Here is a 23,110-nt window from a genome sequence, read left to right as displayed (position 1 = left end):
CGTCGACAGCGAGTTGTCTCACTTACCCAGAAACGCCTCGATCCGCTCCAGCGCGCGCAGGATGTTCTCTTCGGAATTGGCGTAGGACAGCCTGATGTAACCTTCGCCAAGAATGCCAAAATCAGGTCCGCCGATCAGCGCCACGCCGGCGTCCTCGAGCAGGGCGGACGCCAGTTTCTTGGCCTTCCAGCCAGTTTTTGAGACGTTGGGGAAGGCATAGAACGCGCCCTTCGGCGTGACGCAGGAAACGCCTGATAAGGCGTTCAGCCCCTCGACCACGACCTTCCTGCGGCGGTCGAAGGCGCGCATCATCTTGTCGACGTCGTCCTGCGGGCCGTCGATGGCAGCGATACCGGCATACTGGCTCGGCGCGTTGACGCAGGACCAGCAATTGACCGCCAGCTTGCGCACCTTGTCGTAGAGGTGGGCGCCCTTGTCGCCGTTCGGCCAGATCGACCAGCCCATGCGCCAGCCGGTCATCGCCCAGGTCTTCGACCAGCCGTTGAGGATGATCAACCGGTCGCGGATTTCGGGGAAATTCAGCAGCGAGCAATGCGTCTCGCCGTCATAGGTCATCACGTCGTAGATCTCATCCGAGAGGATGGCGACGTCCGGGTGCGCTTCCAGCCCCTTGACCAGCTTCTCGATCTCGGCGCGGGGGGTGACCCCGCCGGTCGGGTTGGCCGGCGAGTTGAGGATGAGCAGCCTGGTCTTCGGCGTGATCAGCGCCAGCGTCTCCTCAGCCGAGAAGGCAAAGCCGTTCTCCTCGCGCATCGGCACCGGCACCGGAGCAGCGCCGGTGAACTCGATCATCGAGCGATAGATGGGAAAGCCGGGATCGGGATAAAGGATCTCAGCGCCCGGTTCGCCGAACATCAGGATCGCGGCGAACATGGTCGGCTTGCCGCCGGGCAGGATCATCACCGCCTCGGGCGAGACCTCGACGCCGGTGGTGGTCAGCGTGCGGCGCACCACCGCCTCGCGTGTCGCCAGCAGGCCGTTGGCCGGCGTATAGCCATGATGGCCGTCGCGCAGCGCCTTGATCGCCGCCTCGACGATGTGCTGCGGCGTCTTGAAGTCGGGCTGGCCGATGCCGAGATTGACGATATCGCGGCCCTGATGGGCAAGTGCAGTGGCACGAGCCAGCACTGCGAAGGCGTTTTCCTCGCCGAGACGATCGAAGGCCGAAATCGTGTGGAGCATTTTTCCCGTCCCTGTGGTCCTTATTCTGAGGGTGCGTTTTTGTGAACGTCCTTTCGTAAAAGTCAAACGGATTGGAGCTTTGGGTGTCGGAAAATCTCGAGAATTGGCAACCGCGCCCGCGGCCGGAGCGCAAGGTCCTGGAGGGCCGCCATGTCAGGCTCGAGCCGCTGAGCGCCGAAAAGCACGGCGACGGCTTGTTTGGAGCATCCTCGGTGCCTGACATCGATGGCCGCTTCGCCTGGCTGCCTGACTATCCGCCGGAAAGCCGCGCTGCCTTCCAGCCATGGCTGGACAAGGCCGAAGCCAGCGAAGACCCGCTGTTCTTCGCAGTCATCGACAAGGCCGGCGGCAAGGTCGCCGGACGCCAGACGCTGATGCGCATCGATCCGGCCCATGGCGTCATCGAGATCGGCAACATCTATTGGGGTCCGCTGATCTCGCGCAGGCCAGCGGCGACGGAAGCCCAGTTCCTGTTCATGAAATACATCTTCGACGAGCTCGGCTATCGCCGCTACGAATGGAAATGCAACAACCGCAACGAGCCGTCGAAGCGCGCGGCGGAGCGTTTCGGCTTCAAGTTCGAGGGCATTTTCCGCCAGCATCTTGTGGTCAAGGGCGAAAACCGCGATACGGCGTGGTATTCGATCATCGACAAGGAGTGGCCGGCACTGCGCAGAGCCTATGAGGCATGGCTCGATCCGGCAAATTTCGACGGCGACGGGCGGCAGAAGCGACGGCTCGAGGATTTCCGCGCCGAGTTCGACGCCTGACCATGATCCCGAACCGAAGGACCGCGTCGGCGAAAAGTGGACGCCGGTTTTCGGGTAAGATCATGGTCAAACGAGAAGATAGAGTCTTCGTCTCGATTCCGCCGGGATGGACAGGGCTCTAACAGGAGTTCGCAGATGGCGCATAGCCACGATCATGGTTCGCAGGGGCATGACCACAGCCACGGCGCGGGTCATGTGCACGGCTCGACCGACAAGAAACGCGTTCTGATCGCGGCTTGCCTGACCGCCGGCTTCATGGTCGCGGAAGCGCTCGGCGGTCTCCTCACCGGATCTCTGGCACTGCTGGCGGACGCCGGCCACATGCTCGCCGATTCGATCGCGCTCGGTCTTGCCTGGTATGCCTTTCATCTTGCCGGCCGGCCGGCGACCGTTCGCCTCACCTACGGCTTCGGCCGGGTCAAGACGCTGGTCGCCTATACTAACGGCATCGCCATCTTCGCCATTGCGCTGTGGATCATCTATGAGGCTTGGCAACGCCTGCTGACGCCTGCGCCCGTGCTCGGCGGGCCGATGCTGGTCGTTGCGATCGCCGGCCTGCTGGTCAACATCGCTGCCTTCTTCGTGCTGCATGGCGGCGACCGTGAAAGCCTGAACATGCGTGGCGCCATCCTGCACGTGCTCGGTGATCTGCTCGGTTCGGTGGCGGCGATCACAGCTGCGCTGATCATCCTGGCGACCGGCTGGACGCCTATCGATCCGATCCTGTCCGTCCTCGTCTCGCTGCTGATCCTGTCCACGGCCTGGTCGCTGATGCGCGAAGCGGCCCATGTCCTGCTCGAAGGCGTGCCGGCGAGCCTCGATCGCGACCTGATCGCCAAGGATATCGAGGGCACGGTCAAGGGCGTGCGCGAGGTGCATCACATGCATGTCTGGTCGCTCGACGGGTCAAGCAACATGGCGACATTGCATGCCTGCCTCAATGATGGCGTCGACGCCCATAAAGCGGTCAGCGCCATCAAGAAGCGGCTTGCCGCCGAGCATGGCATCGCCCACGCCACCGTAGAGCCGGAATTCGGCCAATGCGCCGACAGCCATCATGAGCACGATGGCGAGCACGACCATGCGCACGATGCGCCGCCGCATCATGGCCGCTATCACTGACACCGGGAGTCCCATGGCATTGGCAATAAACTTGATGAATCCCCGCCGTGTCGGGGTCGCGTGATGGATCGCGATACGCGCAATGCGGCGATCGGCGCCCTCTGGATCCTTCTCTTGTTCGGCATCGCCGCCTACTATTTGCCGACCGTGATGCTGGCGATCGGCAGCGTCTCGACCATCCTTGCCGGCGTCGTCGCCGCTGTCTTCATGGTGGCCATCTTCATCGTGTTCTGGCTGCGTGGCCGCAGCCAACGCAAAAAGGATCATTGATATGCGTGTTTTGATCACCGGCGCGGCAGGCATGGTCGGCCGCAAGCTCATCGCCCGGCTGGCGAAGGACGGAACGCTCCGCGGCCGCAAGATCGCCGCGCTCGACCTTCACGATATCGTGCCGCCACAGGCGCCGGTCATCGAAGGCGTCGATGTCGCCATCCATACCGGCGATCTTGCCGCGGCGGGCGCGACGGAAAGGCTGGTCGCGTCGCGCCCGGACGTGATCTTCCATCTCGCCGGCGTCGTGTCGGGCGAGGCGGAAGCCAATTTCGATCTCGGCTACCGCGTCAATCTCGACGGCACACGGGCGCTGTTCGACGCCGTCCGGTTGGCGTCCTATGCGCCGCGCGTCGTGTTCACCTCGTCGATCGCCGTGTTTGGCGCACCGTTCCCGGATGTCATCCCGGACGAATTCCATCCGACGCCATTGACCTCCTACGGCACACAGAAGCTGATCGGCGAAGCGCTGCTCGCCGACTATACGCGGCGCGGCTTCTTCGACGGCATCGGCATCAGGTTGCCGACCATCTGCGTCAGGCCCGGAACACCGAACAAGGCGGCCTCGGGCTTCTTCTCCGGCATTATCCGCGAGCCGTTGAAGGGTGAGGAGGCGATCCTGCCGGTGCCGCGTTCGGTGGTGCACACCCATGCCAGCCCGCGCTCGGCGGTGAATTTTTTGATCCATGCCGCAGGGATCGACGGCAGCGCCGTCGGCCCGCGCCGCAATCTGACGATGCCCGGCGTCGGCGTCTCGGTCGGCGAGCAGATCGAGGCGCTCGAGCGCGTCGCCGGCTCCAGGGCGGTGAACCTGATCCGCGAGGTGCCCGACGACACGATCTGGGCGATCGTCAAGGGCTGGCCGACGCGGTTCGAGGCGCGGCGGTCGAGGGAGCTCGGCTTTGCCGCCGAAAAAAGCTTCGATGAAATCATCCGCGCCCATATCGAGGATGAGCTCGGCGGCAAACTCGCAAACTAAAGCGCGTCGCGTTTGAACGGATTCATGCGACGCGCTTTAACTTCTTGTTTTTATGCATGTCGTTATCGCAAAACCGCTGCACACTTTTGCGCGACATGCATTAGAGCGCTGCGCGTCCAATCGGACGCGCAAAGGCGTCACCCGCCAGCCGTCAGGCTTGCCGACAACAACAGCAGCCCGAACAGGAAGACGAAGGCTGCGCCGCCGATCTCGACGATCGAGTGGATGCGGTTGCCCAAGCGGCCGTCGCCGGCGAAATAGACCGCCCAATTCTTGGCCGTCACCGCCAGCGTCGCCAGGGCCGCGACCGTGATCGCGGTGCCGAGCGCCATGGCCAGCACCGACAGAATGCCGCCGAACCATAGCCCGTTGAGCAAGGCAAAGCTCAGCACGATCAGAGCACCCGAGCAGGGGCGGATGCCGACCGCTGCCACCGCCGACCAGGCCGTGCGCCAGTCGAAGCGGTCGCCCGAAAGCAGCGCCGGGTCGGGTGCGTGTGAATGTCCGCACGTCTCGCAGACTTCGCCCGCCGCATGGTGATGATGATCGTGCCCGCCATGACCACGATGGTGGTCGTGCGCGCCATGATCGTGGTTATGGTCGTGAAGCGCGTGGGAATGCGCCGAATGCGCATGCGCGGGATGCGAGGGCCCTGCGTGCGAATGGCCGGCATTGGCGGCCGACAGGCTGTAGGCGGGGTTTGCACCGAACAGGCGAAGGACGGCGGGGCCGGCCTTGCGCCACAAAAGCCAGGCGCCGAACAGGGTGATCAAGGCAAAGCTCATAACTTCGAGGAACCATGCCGCGTCGGTCATCGAGATGGCAGTGCCGCGCAGGACGAAATAGGCGAGCATCATCACGACGATCGCCGTCAGCGCCTGCAACAGGGCCGAGACGAAGGACAGCATGATGCCGCGCCTGAGCGCGACTTCGTTCGCCACCATGTAGGACGAGATCACCGCCTTGCCGTGGCCGGGGCCGGCGGCATGGAAAATGCCGTAGGCGAAAGACAGGCCGATGAGCAGCCACAGCTTGCTGCCGTCCTCGCGCATCGCCTTCATCGCCATTGCCAGCGCCCGGTAGAATTCCTGCTGGCGCAGATTGATCCACATCAGGATATGGGCGAACGGGCCGGTGCTGGGAGCGATCCCGTCATTGGTGCCGATGCCGAGCGAGCTCTGGGCGTGGGCGGAGCCGAGGAAGTGCGTCATCACAAGGGCGATGGCCAAAAAGCCGAACGCCAAACGCAGGGACGGTTTCGTCACCGGATTATCCTTCTGGCTGACAGCTCAGTTCGAGCTTGGTCGCAAAGATCTTGCTCATGTCGGTGCCTGTGGGATCGTTGAAGAAGGCGTCCGTCAGGGTCTTCTGATTCTGGGCGAGCGCCTCGTCGGGGTTAGGACGGATGACCTTGCTCGTGCATGTTGACGGCAACCCATCGACCTGCAGATTGGCATCCTCGGTGAAATCGATCGCTGTGTAGAAGGTCGGGTCGTAGACGCCGATATCGATCTTGCCGGCCAGTTTGGTCGGCGCCTTCGGTTCGGATTCGAACAGGATGATGAGCTGGTCGTTTTCGAAATTTGCCATCAGCTGCGGGGGCGGGTTCATCGCCTCGTCCTTGCCGTCGACGGTGACGAGCTGGAAGTAATTGAACTCCGCCAGCGAAGCATGAACGGTGTCGGCGACATCCTTCAGCTCCTTGTCGTCGAGCTTCAGGTCGGAATTCTTGTCGAATTCCATCATCACCGTGCTCGAAAACAAATCATCGAAGCGCCAGAGATGGCGCAAGGCTTTCACAGTTTGGTGATCCGGGCTGAGAACCACTTCGAGGCGGGCCTCGGCGAAGACGTGGGGATGCACCTCGGCTGGTCCGACAGTGGCAAATGTCGCCGCCATGGCCGAAGCCATCATGATTGCCTGCCGTTTCAGGTGCATTCTCGGTCGCGATTCCATCGGCTTCGGGGAATATCGAGAAGTTACCAGAAAGGGGGCGAAAATGGGACCGATAGTCGACTGAATGCTCATGCGCTGTCGGTCGTCTTGAACCACTGCACCAGGAAATCGACAAAGACGCGAACTTTCGCCGGCAGATAGCGCCGGTGCGGATAGACGGCGAAGATGCCGCCACCCGACAGGATGCGGTCATCCAGCGCGGTCACCAGCCGGCCGGTTTCGATGTCGGGCGCAGCGATGAAATCCGGCAGGATGGCAAATCCCAGCCCCGCCACTGCGGCGGCCCTCGCCGTCATCGGGCTGTTGACCTCGATCGGGCCGGAGACCGAAACGCTTACCGTGTCGCCGCTGTCGCCCTTGAACGGCCAATTGGTCAGCCAGCGGCCGTTGGTGTCGATGATGCAGGGGGTGCGGCCAAGGTCCTGCGGCCGCACCGGCATGCCGTGTTTCGCGATCAGTTCGGGAGACGCGCAGAGCCGAACCGAAAACGGCGCCAGACGCCTGGCGATCAGCGAGGAGTTTTCCAGCCGCGAAATGCGCACGGCGAGGTCGAACCCTTCCTCGACCAGATCGACGAAGCGGTCATCGAGCTGGATATCGAGCACGATGTCGGGATGCTGCTTGGCGAAATCGATCAGCGACTGGCCGATCGGCGCATCGGCGAAGGTGCGCGGCGCCGAAAGCTTGATCTTGCCGCGCACGTCGCCGGAGGATTCGCGCACGGCATCGGCCAGGCTGTCGACCTCGCGCACGATTTCGGAGGCGCGCCGGTAATAGGTGTGGCCGGCCTCTGTCATCGAAAACTGCCGCGTGGTGCGGTTGAGCAGCAGCGCGCCAAGCTCGTCTTCGAGCTCGCGCACATATTTCGACAGCAGTGCCTTGGAGCGGCCGATTTTGCGCGCCGCTGCCGAAAAACCCTCGGCCTCGACCACGTCGATGAAGGCGCGCATGCGGGTCAAGGTGTCCATGTCATGCGCCTCTTTCGTGGTCTGAGAGGATGCGTGCGCCAAGCGCAATCAGTTGCCGGTCGCTGTTCTTCGGCCCGAGCAGTGAAAGACCGAAAGGGGCGCCGCCGACCTGGCCCAGCGGCAGCGTGATCTGCGGAAAGCCGGAAAGGCCGGAAAGACACAACAGTCTCAATGCGCGTTCGCGGTATGTCTGCAAATCGTCGAACGAATCGGCCTTGAGCGGGGCGGCGCCAGGGACAGTCGGAAACACGAGGACGCCGTCCTCGCCAAGACGCTCGGCAAGTTCGCGACGGAACGAAACGCGCCGTTCCGTTTCGTTCCGCGCCGTCGCGGCGTCGATGGTCGCGCCATGTTCGAAGCGCTCCTTGACGCCGGGTCCCAGCATCCGGTCGCTCTGCGAGATCCAGGCGCCATGGCTTTGCCAGGCCTCGTACCCCTGCAGCTTGCGGAAGCACCAGTAGAGATCGTCGGTGGAATGCGAGAGCGGCGCGATGGTCCGTGGTGTGCCCATCACCGAAGAGATATTGCGGATCATGTCGCGATACTCGTCAGCCTCCTGCGGACCGAGCACGAGCCCGTCCAGCGCATCCAAGGCGATAGGACGCTGCAATTCGTGGCGATGGAGATCGTCACCGAGCAGCACCGCGCCGACCTTGTCATAGGTGACCATGTCCTTGGCGAACCACCCAAACGTATCGAGGGACGGGGCCAGCGGCATGGCGCCGTCGAGCGAAATGCGCCCGTGCGTGACCCGGAGGCCGATCAGGCCACAGAAACTTGCCGGGGCGCGGATGGAGCCGCCGGTATCGGATCCGGTGGCGATGTCGGCAAACCCACCGGCGACCGCGGCGGCGGAGCCGGAGGACGAGCCGCCGGTGATGCGGTCGGGTGCCGCCGGATTGACCGGCGACGGAAAATGCGCGTTCAGCCCCATCAGGGAGAAGGCCAGCTCGTCGGTTTGCGTCTTGCCGACGAAGCGCGCGCCCGAATCAAGCAGCGCCTGGATCGCCGGCGCGGTCGCCGCAGCGGGCGAAGCCTCCCGGTATTTCTGCGGATTGCCGCAGCCGGTGCGGTAGCCGGCCACGTCGTAAATGTCCTTGACGGCCAAGCGCAGACCGGCAAGCGGGCCGGATTGCGTGTGGGCAACAGGGATTTGAGCAAGGTCGAGAAAAGCGTTCAGAGGGCCGCAAGTGCCTGTCATGCGTTCGATATCCGGATACAGTCTGTCCAACATTGTGCGACGGGGTAAATTTTACAACCTTGCCGCACGATTTTTATTGATTGTGAAATCCTTCGCTCTTATATCGCGCTTGCCCAAAGTCGCACGTGCCTGTGGGTGTCCGCCGATCCTCGAATGGTGAGGGCAATCGGTAAGGTAACTGGAGCCAACCCCTCCAGTCGGTTTAGCGGCCAACCGCCAGACCGAGGACACCTTGAAGCAACGACGGTGCGGGCCTTTCTGGTGTTCTGCCGGTCGTCCAAAGACCGGGGTTACTGAAGAGGCACACCTTCATTGCCGGCAGTGCGGACGGGTCTCCCATCCAAGCCAAGGCAGACAAAGCGAACCGAGGCCGGGCAAGGCCAAGGTTCACCGCCGCGAGACGGCGCTTCATGGTTCCGGGGTCTCCACCGGCTGGTTCCATGGATATCCGTCCCGCCTTTGTCCACCGCGTGTTCGCGAGGCCGACAGCCCGCGTCCCGCAGCCTTTGTGCGCGCCGAAAGGCGCTGATGGAGAGACCCCGATGGCTACCCAGCGTATCCTTGACTTCCTCGCCACCCGACGCCCGAACGGCCCTTGCCTCGTCGTCGACCTCGACGTCGTGCGCGACAATTTCCGCGCCTTCGAGAAGGCGCTCCCCGATTCGAAGATCTACTATGCGGTGAAAGCAAACCCGGCGCCGGAAATCCTGCGCCTCCTTGCTGCGATGGGCTCGTCCTTCGACACCGCTTCCGTTGCCGAAGTCGAGATGGCGATGGACGCTGGTGCGCCGGCGGACCGCATCTCCTTCGGCAACACCATCAAGAAGGAGCGTGACATCGCACGCGCCTACCAACTCGGCATCCGGCTGTTCGCGGTCGACTGCGTCGAGGAAGTCGAGAAGATCGCCCGCGTCGCTCCCGGCGCGCGTGTGTTTTGCCGCGTGCTGACCGACGGCGAGGGCGCCGAATGGCCGCTGTCGCGCAAGTTCGGCTGCGTGCCGGCGATGGCGGTCGACGTGCTGCGCCACGCTAGGATGCTCGGCCTCGACGCCTATGGCGTGTCGTTCCATGTCGGCTCGCAGCAGACCGACCTGACCGCCTGGGATCGCGCGCTCGGCGACGCCAAGAAGGTGTTTTCGACGCTCGCCGAGGAAGGCATCGTGCTCAAGATGGTCAATATGGGCGGCGGCTTCCCGACCCGTTACCTCAGGGATGTGCCGGTGGCGCAGGCCTATGGCCAGGCGATCTTCTCGGCGCTGCGCAAGCATTTCGGCAACGCGCTTCCCGAGACCATCATCGAGCCGGGCCGCGGCATGGTCGGCAATGCCGGCGTCATCAAGTCGGAAGTCGTGCTGATCTCGAAGAAGGCCGACAATGACAATGTGCGTTGGGTATTCCTCGACATCGGCAAGTTCGGCGGTCTCGCCGAAACGATGGACGAGGCGATCCGCTACCCGCTCGTGACCGCGCATGACGGCACCGAGACCGCGCCTTGCGTGCTCGCCGGCCCGACCTGCGATTCGGCCGACGTGATGTACGAGAAGACGCCGTATCCGCTGCCCTTGTCGCTGACCATCGGCGACGAGGTGCTGATCGAGGGCACCGGCGCCTACACGACGACCTACGCCTCGGTCGCTTTCAATGGCTTCGAGCCTCTCCGATCCTACGTGATCTGACGGCTCGCAAGAGTTGCTCAGATCACCCGAGGCGGGCGAACGGATCGCCCGCTCCGGCTCGCCTGTGGAACAGATCTCCGCTCGCCAGGGATTGCGGACATGGAAATTGCAGATTTCATTGCTGAGGGCGCCGCGGCCATCTCCCCCCTTGAGGGGGAGATTGCTGGCGCTTTTGTCATCACCGCCGAAACCGCCGCCGACATCGTCGCGCGCGAAGCCCTGCTCGATCGCGCCATGGGCTTGAGCCGGCGGAAAAAAACGTCGGAAAAGCTGCGGCGCGGCCGCCGGCCTTCGGAAGGCCTGACCTTTGTCGCGCGCGACGCGTCGGGCGCTGTCACGGGCACCGTGCGGCTATGGGATGTCGTGCTGGGCGAGGGCGGTCGGGCAGCCCTTCTGCTCGGCCCGCTCGCCGTCGACCCCACAATCAAGAATGCCGGCATCGGCTCGGCGCTGATGCGCCATGCGGTCACCGAGGCCGCGCGTCTTGGCCACGCCGCGATCCTGCTGGTCGGCGACGCGCCTTACTATGAGCGCTTCGGGTTCTCGGCGGAGAAGACCGGCTCGCTGGCCATGCCAGGCCCCTATGAGCGGCACCGCTTGCTGGCACTGGAACTGGTGGAAGGCGCGCTCGCCGGCGCGCAGGGCACGCTGAAGGCGGCAGGGCGCAAGCTGAAGACGCAGAGACTGCCGCTCGCTGCCTGACGGTTCGAAAACAAAAACGCCGCCCATCGGGCGGCGTTCTGTCCATCTTCAAGTAGGTCAGCCAATCAACTGGCTGAGCGCCATGGCGACCGTCATGTCGCCTTCGACCTTTATCTTGCCGGACATGAATGCCATGGTCGGGTTGAGGTCGCCCGATATCAGCGAGTCCAGATCGTCGAGCGAGAGCTTGATGGTGCAGTCGGCCGGTGCGTCGGTGGTCGAGACATCAGCGCCGTCGATGACGATGACGCCATCGCTGCCGGTATCAAATTTCACGGAACGATCGAACCCGGCACTTGCCACGCGCGAGCTGATCTTGTCGGCAATCTCCTGAACGCCCATGGCCGTTCTCCTCGTCTCGTTGCGTTTGTCGATATTGGCACTTCGATCTGGCCGAAGTTGCCGTCTTGCGCATTTCGCGACACGGTCGCTGGCGCATATAGCTTCGGGTTGACGTTTACGTCAACGCGGTTGCGCGTGACGAAGATGGTCGTATCGCCGCAGCGAAGCTGTGCTGTCCACACTACCTGTGGCGACCGGCATCGTGGTTGCCATGCGATGTAATCGGCCGTGCAAACTACCGTCTAATGCTCGATCGGCCCTTTCGGCATGACGATCGCCGTGCCGGCGGTCGTCGGGCGCTCGATCATGCGGCGGACGCGCGGCGGCTCGTCGCCGCTGTGCAGCGCCCGTATACGCTCGCCGATGACGGCGTCGGCATGGGTGGCCCGCTTGTTGTGGCGGATGTATTCGAGCCATGTCGGCGTGTGATAGTGCTCGATCCAGACGGATGGGTTCTCAAGGTCCCGCGCGAGCGTCCAGTTGCGGGCGCCGTCGCGGCGACGGATGCGGCCGCGTTCGGCCATGGTGGCGAGGAATTCCGGCACGTCCTCCTCACGGATGATGTACTCGATCATGATGGCGATGGGGCCGCTGCGCAGCTTGAGGTCGAGGCCGAGATGGGGCTCCTTGAAGCGGTTCAGCGGATCGAGGTTGAGCACCGCCTGCTGCGGCAAGGGCAGCAAGAGGCCGATCGCGCCGCCCGCCAGCATCGCGACACTGGCCGCGATCAGCGCGAATTCGGCGCCATGCGCATCGGCGACGACACCCCAGATCCAGCTGCCGAGCGCGATGCCGCCGAAGGTCGCCGTCTGATAGACCGAGAGCACCCGGCCGACGACCCAGCGCGGCGTCGACATCTGCACCGTGACGTTGAAATGCGACAGCGCGATCACCCAGCAGGCGCCGCCGATGAGCAGCCCGAGCGACGTCTGCCAGGCGTGGTCGCTGACGGCGGCATTGAAGGCGCAGAGCGCGAAGCCGGCGAAGGCCATGCGCACCATCGTTTCGCTGGACAGCATCTGCCTCAGCCGGACGCTGATCAGCGCGCCGCCGACGGCGCCGATGCCGAAAGCGCCGAGCATGATGCCATAGGTCAAGGCATCGCCCTTGACGACGTCGCGCGCCACCAGCGGCAGCAGCGCCAGAACCGCACCGGCGCTGAAGCCGAAAGCCGCGCCCCTGGCCAGCACCTTGCCGATGTTGGGCGACATGGCGACGTAGCGCAGGCCGGCGCCCATCGCCGCGCCCAGCGTCTCGCGCGGCAGCGTCGAGGCCGGCAAGTCCGGCTTCCAGCGAGCCAGCACGATGATGAGCCCGACATAGCTCAGCGCGTTGGCGGCAAAGGCCGCTGCGGCACCCGCGGCGGCAACGATGATGCCGCCGATCGCCGGGCCGACGCTGCGCGTCAGGTTGAAGCCCAACGAGTTGAGCGCGACGGCAGCCGGCAGCTTGGCGCGCGGCACCATGTCGCCGACTGAAGCCTGCCATGACGGGTTGTTGAGCGCCGTGCCGCTGTCGATCAGGAAGGTGAAGGCGAGCAACGTCCACGGCGTCATCAGGCCAAGGTAGGTGAAGACGGTCAGCAGAACCGAGACGACCAGCATGAAGGTCTGGGCAATCAGCATGACCTTGCGCCGGTTGAAGCTGTCGGCGATGGCGCCGGCAACGAGCGCAAACAGCATGATCGGCAAGGTGGTCGAAGCCTGGACCAGCGCGACCTGATAGGACGAGGTGGCGATGGTGGTCATCATCCAGGCGGCGCCGACGCCCTGGATCAGGCCGCCGAAATTCGAAACCAGACTGGCGGACCATACGGCGCGGAAAATGCTGTGCCGGAACGGCGCCAGCGCCGAGACGCGTTCGCTGTCCGGCTCGTCGTCGATCATGGATGCTTCCCCGCCTTCAATGCTGTCTTATTCCAGTGAATCGGTCCCTCATACCGTTCCTTCAAAGTAGAACATCGCATCGCAAAGGGCGAACGCATTCTCGAAAAAGATCATGGTCCAACAACGAGATAGCAGGGGCCGGAACAGGTCAGCGGCGTCCTTGCAGGCGGCGTGAGGCGCATCGGTGAGATGGTCGATTTTCTGCCCGCCGACGCGAAGGCGGGGAAAAGCTCCATGCCGACAAGCCGCAACCTGGACGGTTGCGCCGCCTGTTGCCTGCTAGTTTCTTCTACACATGCCGCTATCCCAAAACCGCCGCGCACCCTTGGGTCAAACGCCCAAGGGCCAGACTTCTGGGCGACATGCGTTACCGATCCTCGAAGCCTGTCAGCACACCGACGGCGTTGATGCCGATCTCCTCGACGGCATAGCCGCCTTCCATGACGAACAGCGTCGGCAGGCCGAGCCTGGCGACGCGGCGGCCGATCTTGGGATAGTCGGGGCTTTTCAGCTTGAACTGGCTGATCGGGTCCTTCTCGAACGTGTCGACGCCGAGCGAGACGACAACGACATCGGGAGCGTAAGCTGCAAGTTTCGTGCAGGCGTCTTCCAGCGAGGCGTTCCAGGCGTCCCATGTGGTGCCGAATGGCATGGGGTAGTTGAGATTGAAGCCTTCGCCGGGCCCGGCGCCGCGCTCGTCGGCATGGCCGAGGAAAAACGGATACTCGGTCATCGGGTCGCCGTGCAGGTTCAGCACCTGCACGTCGTCGCGGCTGTAGAAGATCTCCTGCGTGCCGTTGCCGTGATGGTAGTCGACATCGAGGATCGAGACGCGTTTGGCGCCCTGGTCGCGGAACCATTGCGCGGCAACGGCGGCGTTGTTGATGTAGCAATAGCCGCCCATGAAGGCGGCGCCGGCGTGATGGCCGGGCGGGCGGCAGAGCGCGAAGGCGGACATCTCGCCGTCCTTGACCAGGGCGGCCGCGGTCAGTGCCACGTCATAAGACGACTTGATCGCCTCCCAGGTGCCTTTGACGAAGGTGGCGCCGCCGTCGAAGGAGTAAAAGCCAAGCAGCGCATCGATGGTCCTGGGGCGCACATCGCCGCGCAGTCCGCGCGTCGGCCAGGTGAAGGGGAGGGCCGAACCCGTCCGGCCGGACGCTTCCCAGAGCGGCCACACGGTCGGCAGGAAATCGATGTAGTCGCTGACATGCACTTTCCTGGCAGCAGCGAGATCGTGGCTGTCGGGCGGCAGGATCGGGCCGAGCTTTTCGCTCTCCACCCTCGCCTTGATGAACTCGGCGCGCGAGGGCTTCTCGAAGGCCGGCACTATGGCGCCTGAAATGAGCTCGACGTTTCCGGCATGACCGGCGTGGAGAGGAGAGAAAACAGTCTTCATTTTTGGGGCCGGCCCGCTCTTCGAGTTGCGCATCTGTCATTGACAGACTGCTTTGTGGCAGAGAGTTTCAGCGCCGCCAAGAGGCATTCCAGAGTGTTGTTCCAGGTGGCGGCAGACGGCTTGCCAGACGCCAATACTCTGCTAGCCTAAGCTCAAACGGGAGAAAATTATGCCGCTATCGGCCGATCTGATCGTCGAGAACGCCAGCATATTGACGATGGATCCCGATACGCCCCGCGCCGAAGCCATAGCCGTCAAGGGTGGTGAGATCATTGCGATCGCAGATCGCGCAACTGTGCTGGAGCACAAAGGCCCCGGCACGCGTGTCATCGATGCCGGGCGCAGTTCCGTCGTGCCCGGCTTCATCGAGGCGCATATGCATCTTTTCGCCGGCGCGGCCGAGCTCGATCATCTCCAACTGACGGGCGTCCACGGTTTCGAGGCGCTTTGCGACGCTGTGCGCCATTATGCCGCAAAGCGGCCGGACCTGCCCATTCTGCAGGCGCAAGGCGCCGACTACACCATCCTGTCGGCGGCCGAGCGGGTCAGCCGCCATCACTTGGACCGCATCCTGCCGGACCGGCCCTTCGTCATGGCGGCACCCGACCACCACACGATGTGGGCCAACACCAGGGCGCTGCAAATGGCCGGCCTGCTTGGCGGCAGGCAGCTTGGCCCTGGCAATGAGATCGTCATGGGCGACGACGGGCTGGCCAGCGGCGAATTGCGCGAGGGCGAGGCTTTTGGGCCGCTGATCGCGCTGGCCGGCGAGGGTCGCGTGCGACTCGGCCTGGCCACCGGCGGCGAGCCCGACCCGAAGCCGACGCCGGCGCAGCAGGCCTCCGACCGGGCGATCATGCGCCGCGGGCTGGAATGGTGTGCCAGGCACGGCATCACATCGATCCAGAACATGGACGGCAATTTGCACCAGCTCGAACTCCTGTCCGAGATCGAGGCCGAAGGTGGGTTGCTCTGCCGGGTGCAGGTGCCGTTCCATTATAAGAATTTCATGACGCTCGACATGCTCGACAAGGCGTCGACGATGGCTGAGCGCTACAATGGCGAATGGCTGTCGTCGGGCATGGTCAAGGTGTTCTACGACGGCGTGCTCGATTCATGGACGGCGGTGATGGTCGAGCCTTACGCGGATCGTCCGGATTGGGTGGGCGAGCCGCTTTTCACGCCGCAGCAGTTCATCGACCTTGCCGTGGCCGTCGACAGACGCGGGCTGCAGATGGCGGTGCACTCGATCGGCGACGGCGCCGTGCGCGCTGTGCTCGACGGCTACGAGGCGGCACAGAAACAAAACGGCAAGCGTGACAGCCGGCATCGGGTCGAGCATATCGAGGTGGTCACCGCTGCCGACGTGCCGCGCTTCGCGAAGCTTGGGGTCATTGCCTCGATGCAGCCGCCGCATCCGCCGGGCAGCATGGGCTTGCCGCTGGAACCAACGGTGTCACGCATCGGACGCGCCCGCTGGCCGCTGAGCTATGCGTGGCGGACGCTGAAGAATGCCGGCGCGCGCGTCGTCTTCGCCTCCGACTGGCCGGTGTCGCCGATCGATCCGATCCTGGGCATTCAGGCGGCAGTGCTGCGCAAACCATGGGCAGACAGCGATCCCGACCAGCGCTTCTCGCTGCATGAAGCGCTCGGCGGCTACACGGTGGAAGGCGCCTATGCCGAGTTCATGGAACATCGCAAAGGCCGCCTGAAATCAGGCTTCATGGCCGATCTCGTGGTGCTCTCTGCCGATATCGAGGCGACCGCGCCGGAAGCGCTGCATACGGTGCGGCCGGTGACGACGATCTGCGGCGGCAAGGTCACTTATCAGGCATGACGGTGGCATGGGAATTGCGTTCTGAATCGGGATTCGGATGTATGCTTGCCAAGCCACACGCCGTGTGCTGACAATCGAGTGGGAACTGGATCCGCCATGAAGAGCGGGCACAAGAAATGGGGTAATCGTGCCGGAACAGCCGGGTAGAAATGCGATTGAGGTTCGTGGCGTCCGCAAGGTATTCGGTACCGGGGAGTCGCAGGTCGCCGCTCTCGACACTGTCTCGGTGTCGATCCGCGAAAATGAGTTCTTCACGCTGCTTGGTCCGTCCGGCTGCGGAAAGACGACGCTTCTGCGGCTGATCGCCGGCTTCGACTTTCCGAGCACCGGCGAGATCCTGCTGCACGGCCAGGACATCGCACCGCTGCCGCCGTTCAAGCGGCCGGTCAACACCGTGTTCCAGAACTATGCTCTGTTCCCGCATATGACGGTGGCCGAGAACATCGGTTTCGGCCTCGAAATGCTCGGCAAGCCGAAGACCGAAGTGAAGGCGCGGGTTGCCGAGATGCTGAAGCTGGTCAAGATGGAGGCGCTCAGCAACCGCCGCACCAGCCAGATTTCCGGCGGCCAGCAACAGCGCGTGGCACTGGCGCGGGCACTGGCGCCGCAGCCGAAAGTGCTGTTGCTCGACGAGCCGCTGTCGGCGCTCGACTTCAAGCTGCGCAAGGAGATGCAGATCGAGCTGAAGCGGCTGCAGCACGAGACCGGCATCACCTTCATCTTCGTCACCCACGACCAGGAAGAAGCGCTGACCATGTCGGACCGCATCGCGGTGATGTCGTCGGGCAAGATCCTGCAGGTCGGCTCGCCCTGGGATATCTATGACAAGCCGGCGGAGCGCTTCGTCGCCGACTTCATCGGCGAAACCAATTTCCTGACCGCAGCCATCACCAGCATGGGCAACGGCAAGGCACGAGCAACGCTCAAATCCGGCGCAACGATCGACGCGACCGTGGCTGAGGGCTTCCAGCCGAAGGACAACGCCACCGTGGTGGTCAGACCGGAGCATGCCAAGCTGACCAACGGCAAGGGCGACCTGTCGGGAACGGTCGAGAACATCGTCTATTTCGGCACCGACACGCACATCCATGTTCGTCTGGACAGCAGCGAGGCCTTCACCGTGCGCCAGCAGAACACGCGCAGCGCAGGCTGCGGTTTCGAGCTGGGAGACAAAGTCGGCATTTCGATCGGCAACGACGCCGCACAAATACTGAGGGACTGATGGCGAGCGCGGAAGAAGTCGCCGAGCAAGCCGAACGGCGTGAGATACGTGGTCGCTGGCTTCTGTCGGCGCCGGCACTGATCATCATCTTGCTGGCGGCCACCGGCCCGCTGCTGATCGTGGTGATCTACTCGTTCCTGACGCCGGGGCCCTATGGCGACGTGGTGTGGAAATTCTCCACGGACGGCTGGCTGTCGGTGGTCATGCAGCGCGACATCTTCGACGACACGCTGGCCTTTGCGGACGCGCATCTGTCGATCTTCTGGCGCTCGGCCAAACTATCGTTTCTGACGACGATCTTCACGCTGCTCTTTGGCTTCCCGACCGCCTATTTCATCGCCACCCGGCCCGCGCGGCAGCGCGACATCTGGCTGTTCCTGATCACCATCCCCTTCTGGACCAATCTTTTGATCCGCACCTTCGCCATCCAGGAGGTGATCCGCAACGAGGGCATCGTCAACACGGTGCTCATCAAGCTCGGCATCATCAGCCAGCCGATCCAGATGATGTTCACCGATTTCGCGCTGATGGTCGGCATGACGTATGTCTATCTGCCGCTGATGGTGCTGCCGCTCTATGCCAGCATGGAGAAGATCGACTTCCGGCTGGTCGAGGCGGGTTACGACCTCTACGCCAACCGGTTCCAGGTGCTGAGGCGAGTCATCATTCCGTTGGTCAAGCCTGGCATCGTTGCCGGCTCGATCCTCGTCTTCATCCCGGCGCTGGGCGCCTATGTCACCCCGCGCGTGCTCGGCGGGACGAAGAATATGATGCTCGGCAATCTCATCGAACTGCAGTTCGGGCAAGGCCGTAACTGGCCGCTCGGCTCGGCGCTGTCGATCTCGCTGATGGCGATCGTGATGGTCGCGCTGCTCGTCTATGTCCGCGCCGCCGGGCGTCAGGGCGGCACGCATGGCTAGCCGCTTCGACATCCGCCGGCAGACCGGCTTCGCGACGATCGCGATGATCTGCTTTTTCGCGCTGTATCTGCCGATCATCACGCTTGTCGTCTATGCATTTAACGCCGGCAGTTCGATCGCGATCTGGGAAGGTGTGTCGCTGCGCTGGTTCTACCAGGCCTGGAACAACAACCAGGTCGTCGACGCCTCTATCCGATCGCTGCAGATCAGTTCCGTCGCGGCGGTCGTTTCGACGATCGTCGCCACCATGGCCGCGCTTGCCACGACCCGGACGAAGCCATATCCCGGCCTCGGTTTCAAATACGCCTTCATCAACCAGCCGCTGATGGTGCCGGAAATCGTCACCGCGGTGGCGCTGCTGATCTTCTTCTCGCGCATCAAGATCTGGACCGGCTATTCGGGGCTGGGCTACCTGATGGTCGCGCATACGGCCTTTTGCATTCCCTTTGCCTATCTGCCGATCCGGGCGCGGCTCGAGAACATGGATCTGACGTTGGAGATCGCTGCGGCCGACCTCTACGCGACACCCTGGAAGGCTTTTCGGCGCGTCACCTTTCCGCTGCTCTGGCCAGGCATCCTTGCCGGGCTGATGCTGGCCTTCGTCATCTCGCTGGACGACGTCGTCATCACGGAGTTCGTCAAGTCCGGCGGCCAGGACACGTTGCCGACTTACATGCTCGGCCAGTTCCGGCGCTTTATCACGCCGGAAATCAACGCGATTTCGACGGTGTTCCTGCTGATCTCGATATTGATCGTCACCGTCTTCTTTTTCATCAGCAGGAAAAAAGATCAGGAGTGACAGGAGAGAAACGATGAATTGGAAACTGACTGCCACGGCGCTCAGCGCCGCGCTGTTCGCCTCGGCGGGTCTCGCCCGCGCCGACGGCGAACTCAACATCTACAATTGGGGCAACTACACCAGCCCCGACCTCATCAAGAAATTCGAGGAAAAATACAAGGTCAAGGTGACAGTCACCGACTACGATTCCAACGACACGGCGCTCGCCAAGATCAGGCAGGGCGGCAGCGGCTTCGACATCGTGGTGCCTTCGGCGAGCTTCGTGCCGATCTGGATCCAGGAAGGTCTGCTCTTGGAGACAGAGCCCAGCAAGATGGAGAACTTCAAGAACATGGACCCGAAATGGGTCGACGTTCCCTTCGACCCAGGCCGCAAATACACCGTGCCGTGGCAGTGGGGCACGACGGGCGTGACGGTCAATACCTCGGTCTACAAGGGCGATCCCAACACTTCCGCCATCTTCATGGATCCGCCGCCGGAACTGGTCGGCAAGGTCAATGTCGTGCCCGAAATGGCCGACGTCATGCATCTTGCCATCAGATATGTCGGCGGCGAGCCCTGCACCGGCGACAAGGAAGTGCTGAAGAAGGCGCGCGATGCGCTGGTGGCGGCAAAGCCGAAATGGATCTCCATGGACTACGGCACGGTCGAGAAGTTCGCCAAGGGCGACTTCGCAGCCAGCGTCGACTGGAACGGCGCGTCCTTCCGCGCCCGCCTGCAGAACAAGGACATGGTCTATGGCTATCCGAAGGAAGGCTATCCGATCTGGATGGACAATCTCGCGGTGCTGAAGGACGCCAAGAACGTCGAAAATGCCAAGCTGTTCCAGAACTTCATCATGGAGCCCGAAAACGCGGCGCTGATCTCGTCTTTCGCGCGCTACGCCAACGGCATCAAGGGATCGGAAGCCTTCATGCCCGAGGACATGAAGACGGCGCCGGAGGTCAATATCCCCGCCGAGTTCGCCGACAAGGGTGAGTTCATGTTGAGCTGTGCGCCCGACGTGCTGGCGCTTTACACCAGGATCTGGACCGAACTGCAGAAGTGATCGCGGCACCACGGACCCGGCAGCCAAGGCTGCCGGGTCTTGCTTGAATCCATCGACGGAATGCCTTCGACAAGAATCGACGTCGGGCCGGCGCCTGGCGCGCCTGGAGTCCGCCTGCCATGTCCGATCTCGATCTTTGCTATATGCCGGCAAGCGAGGCGCTGAAGCGCTTCCGGGCAAAAAAGCTCTCACCGGTCGAGCTGATGGAAGCGGTCATCGCACGCGCCGAGGCGACGAAGGACAAGGTCAACGCCTTCACCAACACCCATTTCGACGAGGCGCTGGCGCTGGCCAGACAAGCCGAGGCGAAATACGCCAAGGGCAGGAAGACAGGCGCGCTCGAAGGCCTGCCGGTCGGCATCAAGGATGAAAGCTATATCAAGGGCAAGCCGACCACCGGCGGATCGCTGATCACCAGGGATTTCGTCGCCGACGCCAGTTCGACCATGAACGAACGCATCATCGAGGCCGGCGGCATCGTCCATGCACGCACCGCGACGCCGGAATTCTCCTGCGCGGCCTACACCTGGTCGAGGCTGTGGGGCGTCACCCGCAATCCGTGGAACACCAGGTTCACGCCCGGCGGCTCTTCGGGCGGCTCGGGCGCCTCGCTCGCCTCCGGCACATCCTCGATCGCCACCGGTTCCGATATCGGCGGTTCGATCCGCATCCCGGCATCGGCCTGCGGCGTCGTCGGCTACAAGCCGCCCTATGGCCGCAATCCGGACGACCCTCCCTTCAACCTCGACTTCTACTGCCACACCGGGCCGCTGGCACGTACGGTGGCGGACGCGATCCTGTTGCAGAACGTCATGACCGGACCCAGTCCGCTGGACATAGTTTCGCTCCGGCCGAAGCTGACGCTGCCGACCAGATTCAAGCCGATCAAGGGCTGGAAGATCGGCTATTCGATGGATCTCGGCGGCTTCGAGGTCGATCCGGAAGTGGTCAAGAACACGAAGAAAGCACTTGATGTGTTTCGTTCATTGGGCGCCGAGGTCGAGGAAGTCGATCTCGGCTGGGGACCGGAGGTCCTGGAGGCCGGGCTCGCTTATCTCAATCATTTGTTCGGTGCGTTCCTGTCGAAACTGCTGCCCGACCATGCCGACGAGATGACGACCTACGCCCGCAAATTCGCCGAGGAGGGAGCGGGTTCCAAGGCGACCGATTTCGTCGGCAGCCTGGAAGTGGCCGGACGCATGTACATGACGCTTGGGCCGCTGCTCGAGAAATACAATGTGCTGATCTGCCCGACCACGGCGTTGCCGTCGGTGCCGGCCGACCATGACCAGTCGAAGGACGAGGTCAGGATCAACGGCAAGATTGTCGATCCCTCGCTGGGCTGGGTGATGACGACGCCGTTCAACACGATGAGCCGCTGTCCGGTGCTGTCGGTTCCATCCGGCCGTGCGAAAAACGGTGTGCCGACCGGCATCCAGATCGTCGGCCGCACCTACAGCGACGAAGACGTGTTCCGCGCCGGCATGGCCTATGAAAAAGCACTCGGTGGCTGGTACGGAGACAAGGCGCGCCGGCCGAAACTATGACGGAAAGCAAAAGCCGTCGGGACACCACGGGACGACACTTCCCGGAGCATAAAATGACTTCCTACCGCAACAGCGAACCGGCTCCGCCAATCATGCAAGGCTCTCCGCCGCTGATGGTGCAACCGAAGCTCGATTGGGACAGGGGACCCTGGAACCGATGGGCGTTCCAGCACATCCGCGAATTTCTGCCGACCATCGAAGTCTGGCGCGGCAATGGCCATCGCCGCCGGTTCGAGCGCGCCGAGGTCGATCTCGATGCGCTGCCGGTGAGCAACAGCATGGGCCAGCCGACGACGCTGGCCGGGCTGCTCGACGAAACCTATACGGACGGATTGCTCGTGCTCAAGGACGGCAAGATCGCCGTCGAGCGCTATTTCAACGGCATGACCGACCGCACGCTGCATTTGTCGCAGTCGATGGCGAAATCCGTCACCGCTTCAGTGTTTGGCATACTGGTCAGGCGCGGCCTGATCGATCCGACGCTGCCGGTGACGACCTATCTGCCGGAGCTCGAGGCCACCGGCTGGGCGGGCGCCAGCGTGCAGCACGTGCTGGACATGACGACGGGCGTGCGTTTTTCCGAGGAATACACCGACCCTTATTCGGACATCGGCCAGGTCGATGTCGCCTCAGGCTGGAAACCGGTGCCGCCGGGCAGCGATCCGGCCTTCGAGTGGCCGTCGCATATGTTCGAGCTGATCGTGGGCCTCAAGGAGACAAGCCGGCCGCATGGTGCCGCGTTCGAATACCGCTCGATCGAGACCGACGTGCTCGCCTTCATCATGGAGCGGGTCACCGGCAAGCGGCTGGCGCAACTGGTTTCGGAAGAACTCTGGCAAAAGCTCGGAGCCGATGAAAGCGCCTGCTTCACCGTCGACGGCGCCGGCTATGCGCTCGCCGATGGCGGCTTCAACGCCACGTTGCGCGACTATGGCCGTTTCGGCCAGCTGATCCTCGACAATGGCGGCGGCGTGGTGCCGGCCGACTGGATCGAAGCAACGCGCAACGGCAGGCATGGACCGGATTTCAATCCCAGCCTGCCGGAGGGCAGCTACCGCAACCAGTTCTGGATCGAGGATCCGCGTTCACGCGCGCTGATGTGCCGGGGCGTGTTCGGGCAGCTGATCCATATCGACTGGGACACGGGAATGGTCGTGGTGAAGCTTTCGAGCTACCCGGATTTCACCAATATCGCCTATTCGATGGCGACGATGAAAGCCGTGCACGCCATCGCCGCCGCGCTAGCCTAAATTCCAAAAAGTT

General features: G+C 63.3%; 21 protein-coding genes. 13 read left to right on the top strand and 8 right to left on the bottom strand.

Going from position 1 to position 23,110, the window contains the following annotated elements; all coding sequences use genetic code 11:
• Window positions 1–18: 18 nt before the first annotated feature.
• Window positions 19–1,203 carry a pyridoxal phosphate-dependent aminotransferase gene (locus EJ066_RS02065; RefSeq protein WP_126034583.1) on the bottom strand — a complete coding sequence of 395 codons (1,185 nt, stop codon included), beginning with the start codon at window positions 1,201–1,203 and terminating at the stop codon, window positions 19–21.
• 83 nt (window positions 1,204–1,286) lie between these two features.
• Here EJ066_RS02065 and EJ066_RS02060 point away from each other — a divergent pair, with 83 nt between their 5' ends.
• From EJ066_RS02060 to denD, 4 genes are all read left to right on the top strand, one after another.
• Window positions 1,287–1,973 carry a GNAT family protein gene (locus tag EJ066_RS02060; protein WP_126034582.1) on the top strand — a complete coding sequence of 229 codons (687 nt, stop codon included), beginning with the start codon at window positions 1,287–1,289 and terminating at the stop codon, window positions 1,971–1,973.
• Window positions 1,974–2,108: 135 nt separating this feature from the next.
• Window positions 2,109–3,095: a cation diffusion facilitator family transporter gene (locus EJ066_RS02055; RefSeq protein ID WP_126034581.1), complete on the top strand. Its 987-nt coding sequence runs from the start codon at window positions 2,109–2,111 to the stop codon at window positions 3,093–3,095.
• Window positions 3,096–3,158: 63 nt separating this feature from the next.
• Window positions 3,159–3,365: a hypothetical protein gene (locus EJ066_RS02050; protein WP_126034580.1), complete on the top strand. Its 207-nt coding sequence runs from the start codon at window positions 3,159–3,161 to the stop codon at window positions 3,363–3,365.
• 1 nt (window position 3,366) lies between these two features.
• Window positions 3,367–4,344 carry a D-erythronate dehydrogenase gene (denD, locus tag EJ066_RS02045; RefSeq protein WP_126034579.1) on the top strand — a complete coding sequence of 326 codons (978 nt, stop codon included), beginning with the start codon at window positions 3,367–3,369 and terminating at the stop codon, window positions 4,342–4,344.
• A 137-nt stretch (window positions 4,345–4,481) separates the two neighbouring features.
• Here denD and EJ066_RS02040 read toward each other — a convergent pair whose 3' ends face one another.
• From EJ066_RS02040 to EJ066_RS02025, 4 genes are all read right to left on the bottom strand, one after another.
• Window positions 4,482–5,555: a nickel/cobalt transporter gene (locus tag EJ066_RS02040; protein WP_126043716.1), complete on the bottom strand. Its 1,074-nt coding sequence runs from the start codon at window positions 5,553–5,555 to the stop codon at window positions 4,482–4,484.
• A 58-nt stretch (window positions 5,556–5,613) separates the two neighbouring features.
• Window positions 5,614–6,282 (bottom strand): DUF1007 family protein, encoded by a 669-nt coding sequence (locus EJ066_RS02035; RefSeq protein WP_126034578.1) that lies wholly within the window; start codon window positions 6,280–6,282, stop codon window positions 5,614–5,616.
• An 86-nt stretch (window positions 6,283–6,368) separates the two neighbouring features.
• Window positions 6,369–7,268, bottom strand: coding sequence for a LysR family transcriptional regulator (locus tag EJ066_RS02030; protein ID WP_126034577.1), 900 nt, complete (start codon window positions 7,266–7,268; stop codon window positions 6,369–6,371).
• A 1-nt stretch (window position 7,269) separates the two neighbouring features.
• The gene (locus EJ066_RS02025) at window positions 7,270–8,469 is read right to left on the bottom strand and encodes an amidase (protein WP_126034576.1); all 1,200 of its coding nucleotides are present in this window, start codon (window positions 8,467–8,469) and stop codon (window positions 7,270–7,272) included.
• Between the two features lie 542 nt (window positions 8,470–9,011).
• On the opposite strand from EJ066_RS02025, the gene odc2 reads away from it, so the two are divergent.
• Window positions 9,012–10,145 carry an ornithine/lysine decarboxylase gene (gene odc2 / locus EJ066_RS02020; RefSeq protein WP_126034575.1) on the top strand — a complete coding sequence of 378 codons (1,134 nt, stop codon included), beginning with the start codon at window positions 9,012–9,014 and terminating at the stop codon, window positions 10,143–10,145.
• A 99-nt stretch (window positions 10,146–10,244) separates the two neighbouring features.
• Window positions 10,245–10,847 carry an N-acetyltransferase gene (locus EJ066_RS02015; protein ID WP_126034574.1) on the top strand — a complete coding sequence of 201 codons (603 nt, stop codon included), beginning with the start codon at window positions 10,245–10,247 and terminating at the stop codon, window positions 10,845–10,847.
• A 57-nt stretch (window positions 10,848–10,904) separates the two neighbouring features.
• Here the strand turns inward: EJ066_RS02015 and EJ066_RS02010 are convergent, their stop codons facing one another.
• The 3 genes from EJ066_RS02010 to EJ066_RS02000 form a co-directional block, all read right to left on the bottom strand.
• Window positions 10,905–11,189 (bottom strand): SCP2 sterol-binding domain-containing protein, encoded by a 285-nt coding sequence (locus EJ066_RS02010; RefSeq protein ID WP_126034573.1) that lies wholly within the window; start codon window positions 11,187–11,189, stop codon window positions 10,905–10,907.
• A gap of 242 nt (window positions 11,190–11,431) precedes the next feature.
• The gene (locus tag EJ066_RS02005) at window positions 11,432–13,075 is read right to left on the bottom strand and encodes an MFS transporter (protein WP_126034572.1); all 1,644 of its coding nucleotides are present in this window, start codon (window positions 13,073–13,075) and stop codon (window positions 11,432–11,434) included.
• A 367-nt stretch (window positions 13,076–13,442) separates the two neighbouring features.
• On the bottom strand, window positions 13,443–14,474 hold the full coding sequence (locus tag EJ066_RS02000; RefSeq protein ID WP_126034571.1) for a histone deacetylase family protein: 1,032 nt from the start codon (window positions 14,472–14,474) through the stop codon (window positions 13,443–13,445).
• 169 nt (window positions 14,475–14,643) lie between these two features.
• Between EJ066_RS02000 and EJ066_RS01995 the strand changes: the two genes are divergently transcribed.
• From EJ066_RS01995 to EJ066_RS01965, 7 genes are all read left to right on the top strand, one after another.
• Complete coding sequence (locus EJ066_RS01995; RefSeq protein ID WP_126034570.1) at window positions 14,644–16,311, top strand: amidohydrolase; 1,668 nt, start codon at window positions 14,644–14,646, stop codon at window positions 16,309–16,311.
• A 127-nt stretch (window positions 16,312–16,438) separates the two neighbouring features.
• A complete protein-coding gene (locus EJ066_RS01990; RefSeq protein ID WP_126034569.1) occupies window positions 16,439–17,533 on the top strand; it encodes an ABC transporter ATP-binding protein in 1,095 nt (364 codons plus the stop codon).
• Window positions 17,533–18,453 carry an ABC transporter permease gene (locus EJ066_RS01985; RefSeq protein ID WP_126034568.1) on the top strand — a complete coding sequence of 307 codons (921 nt, stop codon included), beginning with the start codon at window positions 17,533–17,535 and terminating at the stop codon, window positions 18,451–18,453. Before EJ066_RS01990 ends, EJ066_RS01985 begins: the two co-directional genes overlap by 1 nt.
• Window positions 18,446–19,252, top strand: a complete 807-nt coding sequence (locus EJ066_RS01980) for an ABC transporter permease (RefSeq protein WP_126034567.1) — start codon at window positions 18,446–18,448, stop codon at window positions 19,250–19,252. The genes EJ066_RS01985 and EJ066_RS01980 overlap by 8 nt, the downstream gene beginning before the upstream one ends.
• 13 nt (window positions 19,253–19,265) lie before the next feature.
• Window positions 19,266–20,300, top strand: coding sequence for an extracellular solute-binding protein (locus tag EJ066_RS01975; protein WP_126034566.1), 1,035 nt, complete (start codon window positions 19,266–19,268; stop codon window positions 20,298–20,300).
• A gap of 119 nt (window positions 20,301–20,419) precedes the next feature.
• Window positions 20,420–21,847 carry an amidase gene (locus EJ066_RS01970; protein ID WP_126034565.1) on the top strand — a complete coding sequence of 476 codons (1,428 nt, stop codon included), beginning with the start codon at window positions 20,420–20,422 and terminating at the stop codon, window positions 21,845–21,847.
• 53 nt (window positions 21,848–21,900) lie between these two features.
• Window positions 21,901–23,097 (top strand): serine hydrolase, encoded by a 1,197-nt coding sequence (locus tag EJ066_RS01965; protein WP_126034564.1) that lies wholly within the window; start codon window positions 21,901–21,903, stop codon window positions 23,095–23,097.
• The last annotated feature ends 13 nt before the right edge of the window (window positions 23,098–23,110 follow it).

The organism is Mesorhizobium sp. M9A.F.Ca.ET.002.03.1.2 (genome assembly GCF_003952365.1).
Classification (GTDB): domain Bacteria; phylum Pseudomonadota; class Alphaproteobacteria; order Rhizobiales; family Rhizobiaceae; genus Mesorhizobium.
The sequence above is the reverse complement of the archived record's forward strand: the minus strand, read 5'-3'. Positions and strand labels throughout refer to the sequence as shown.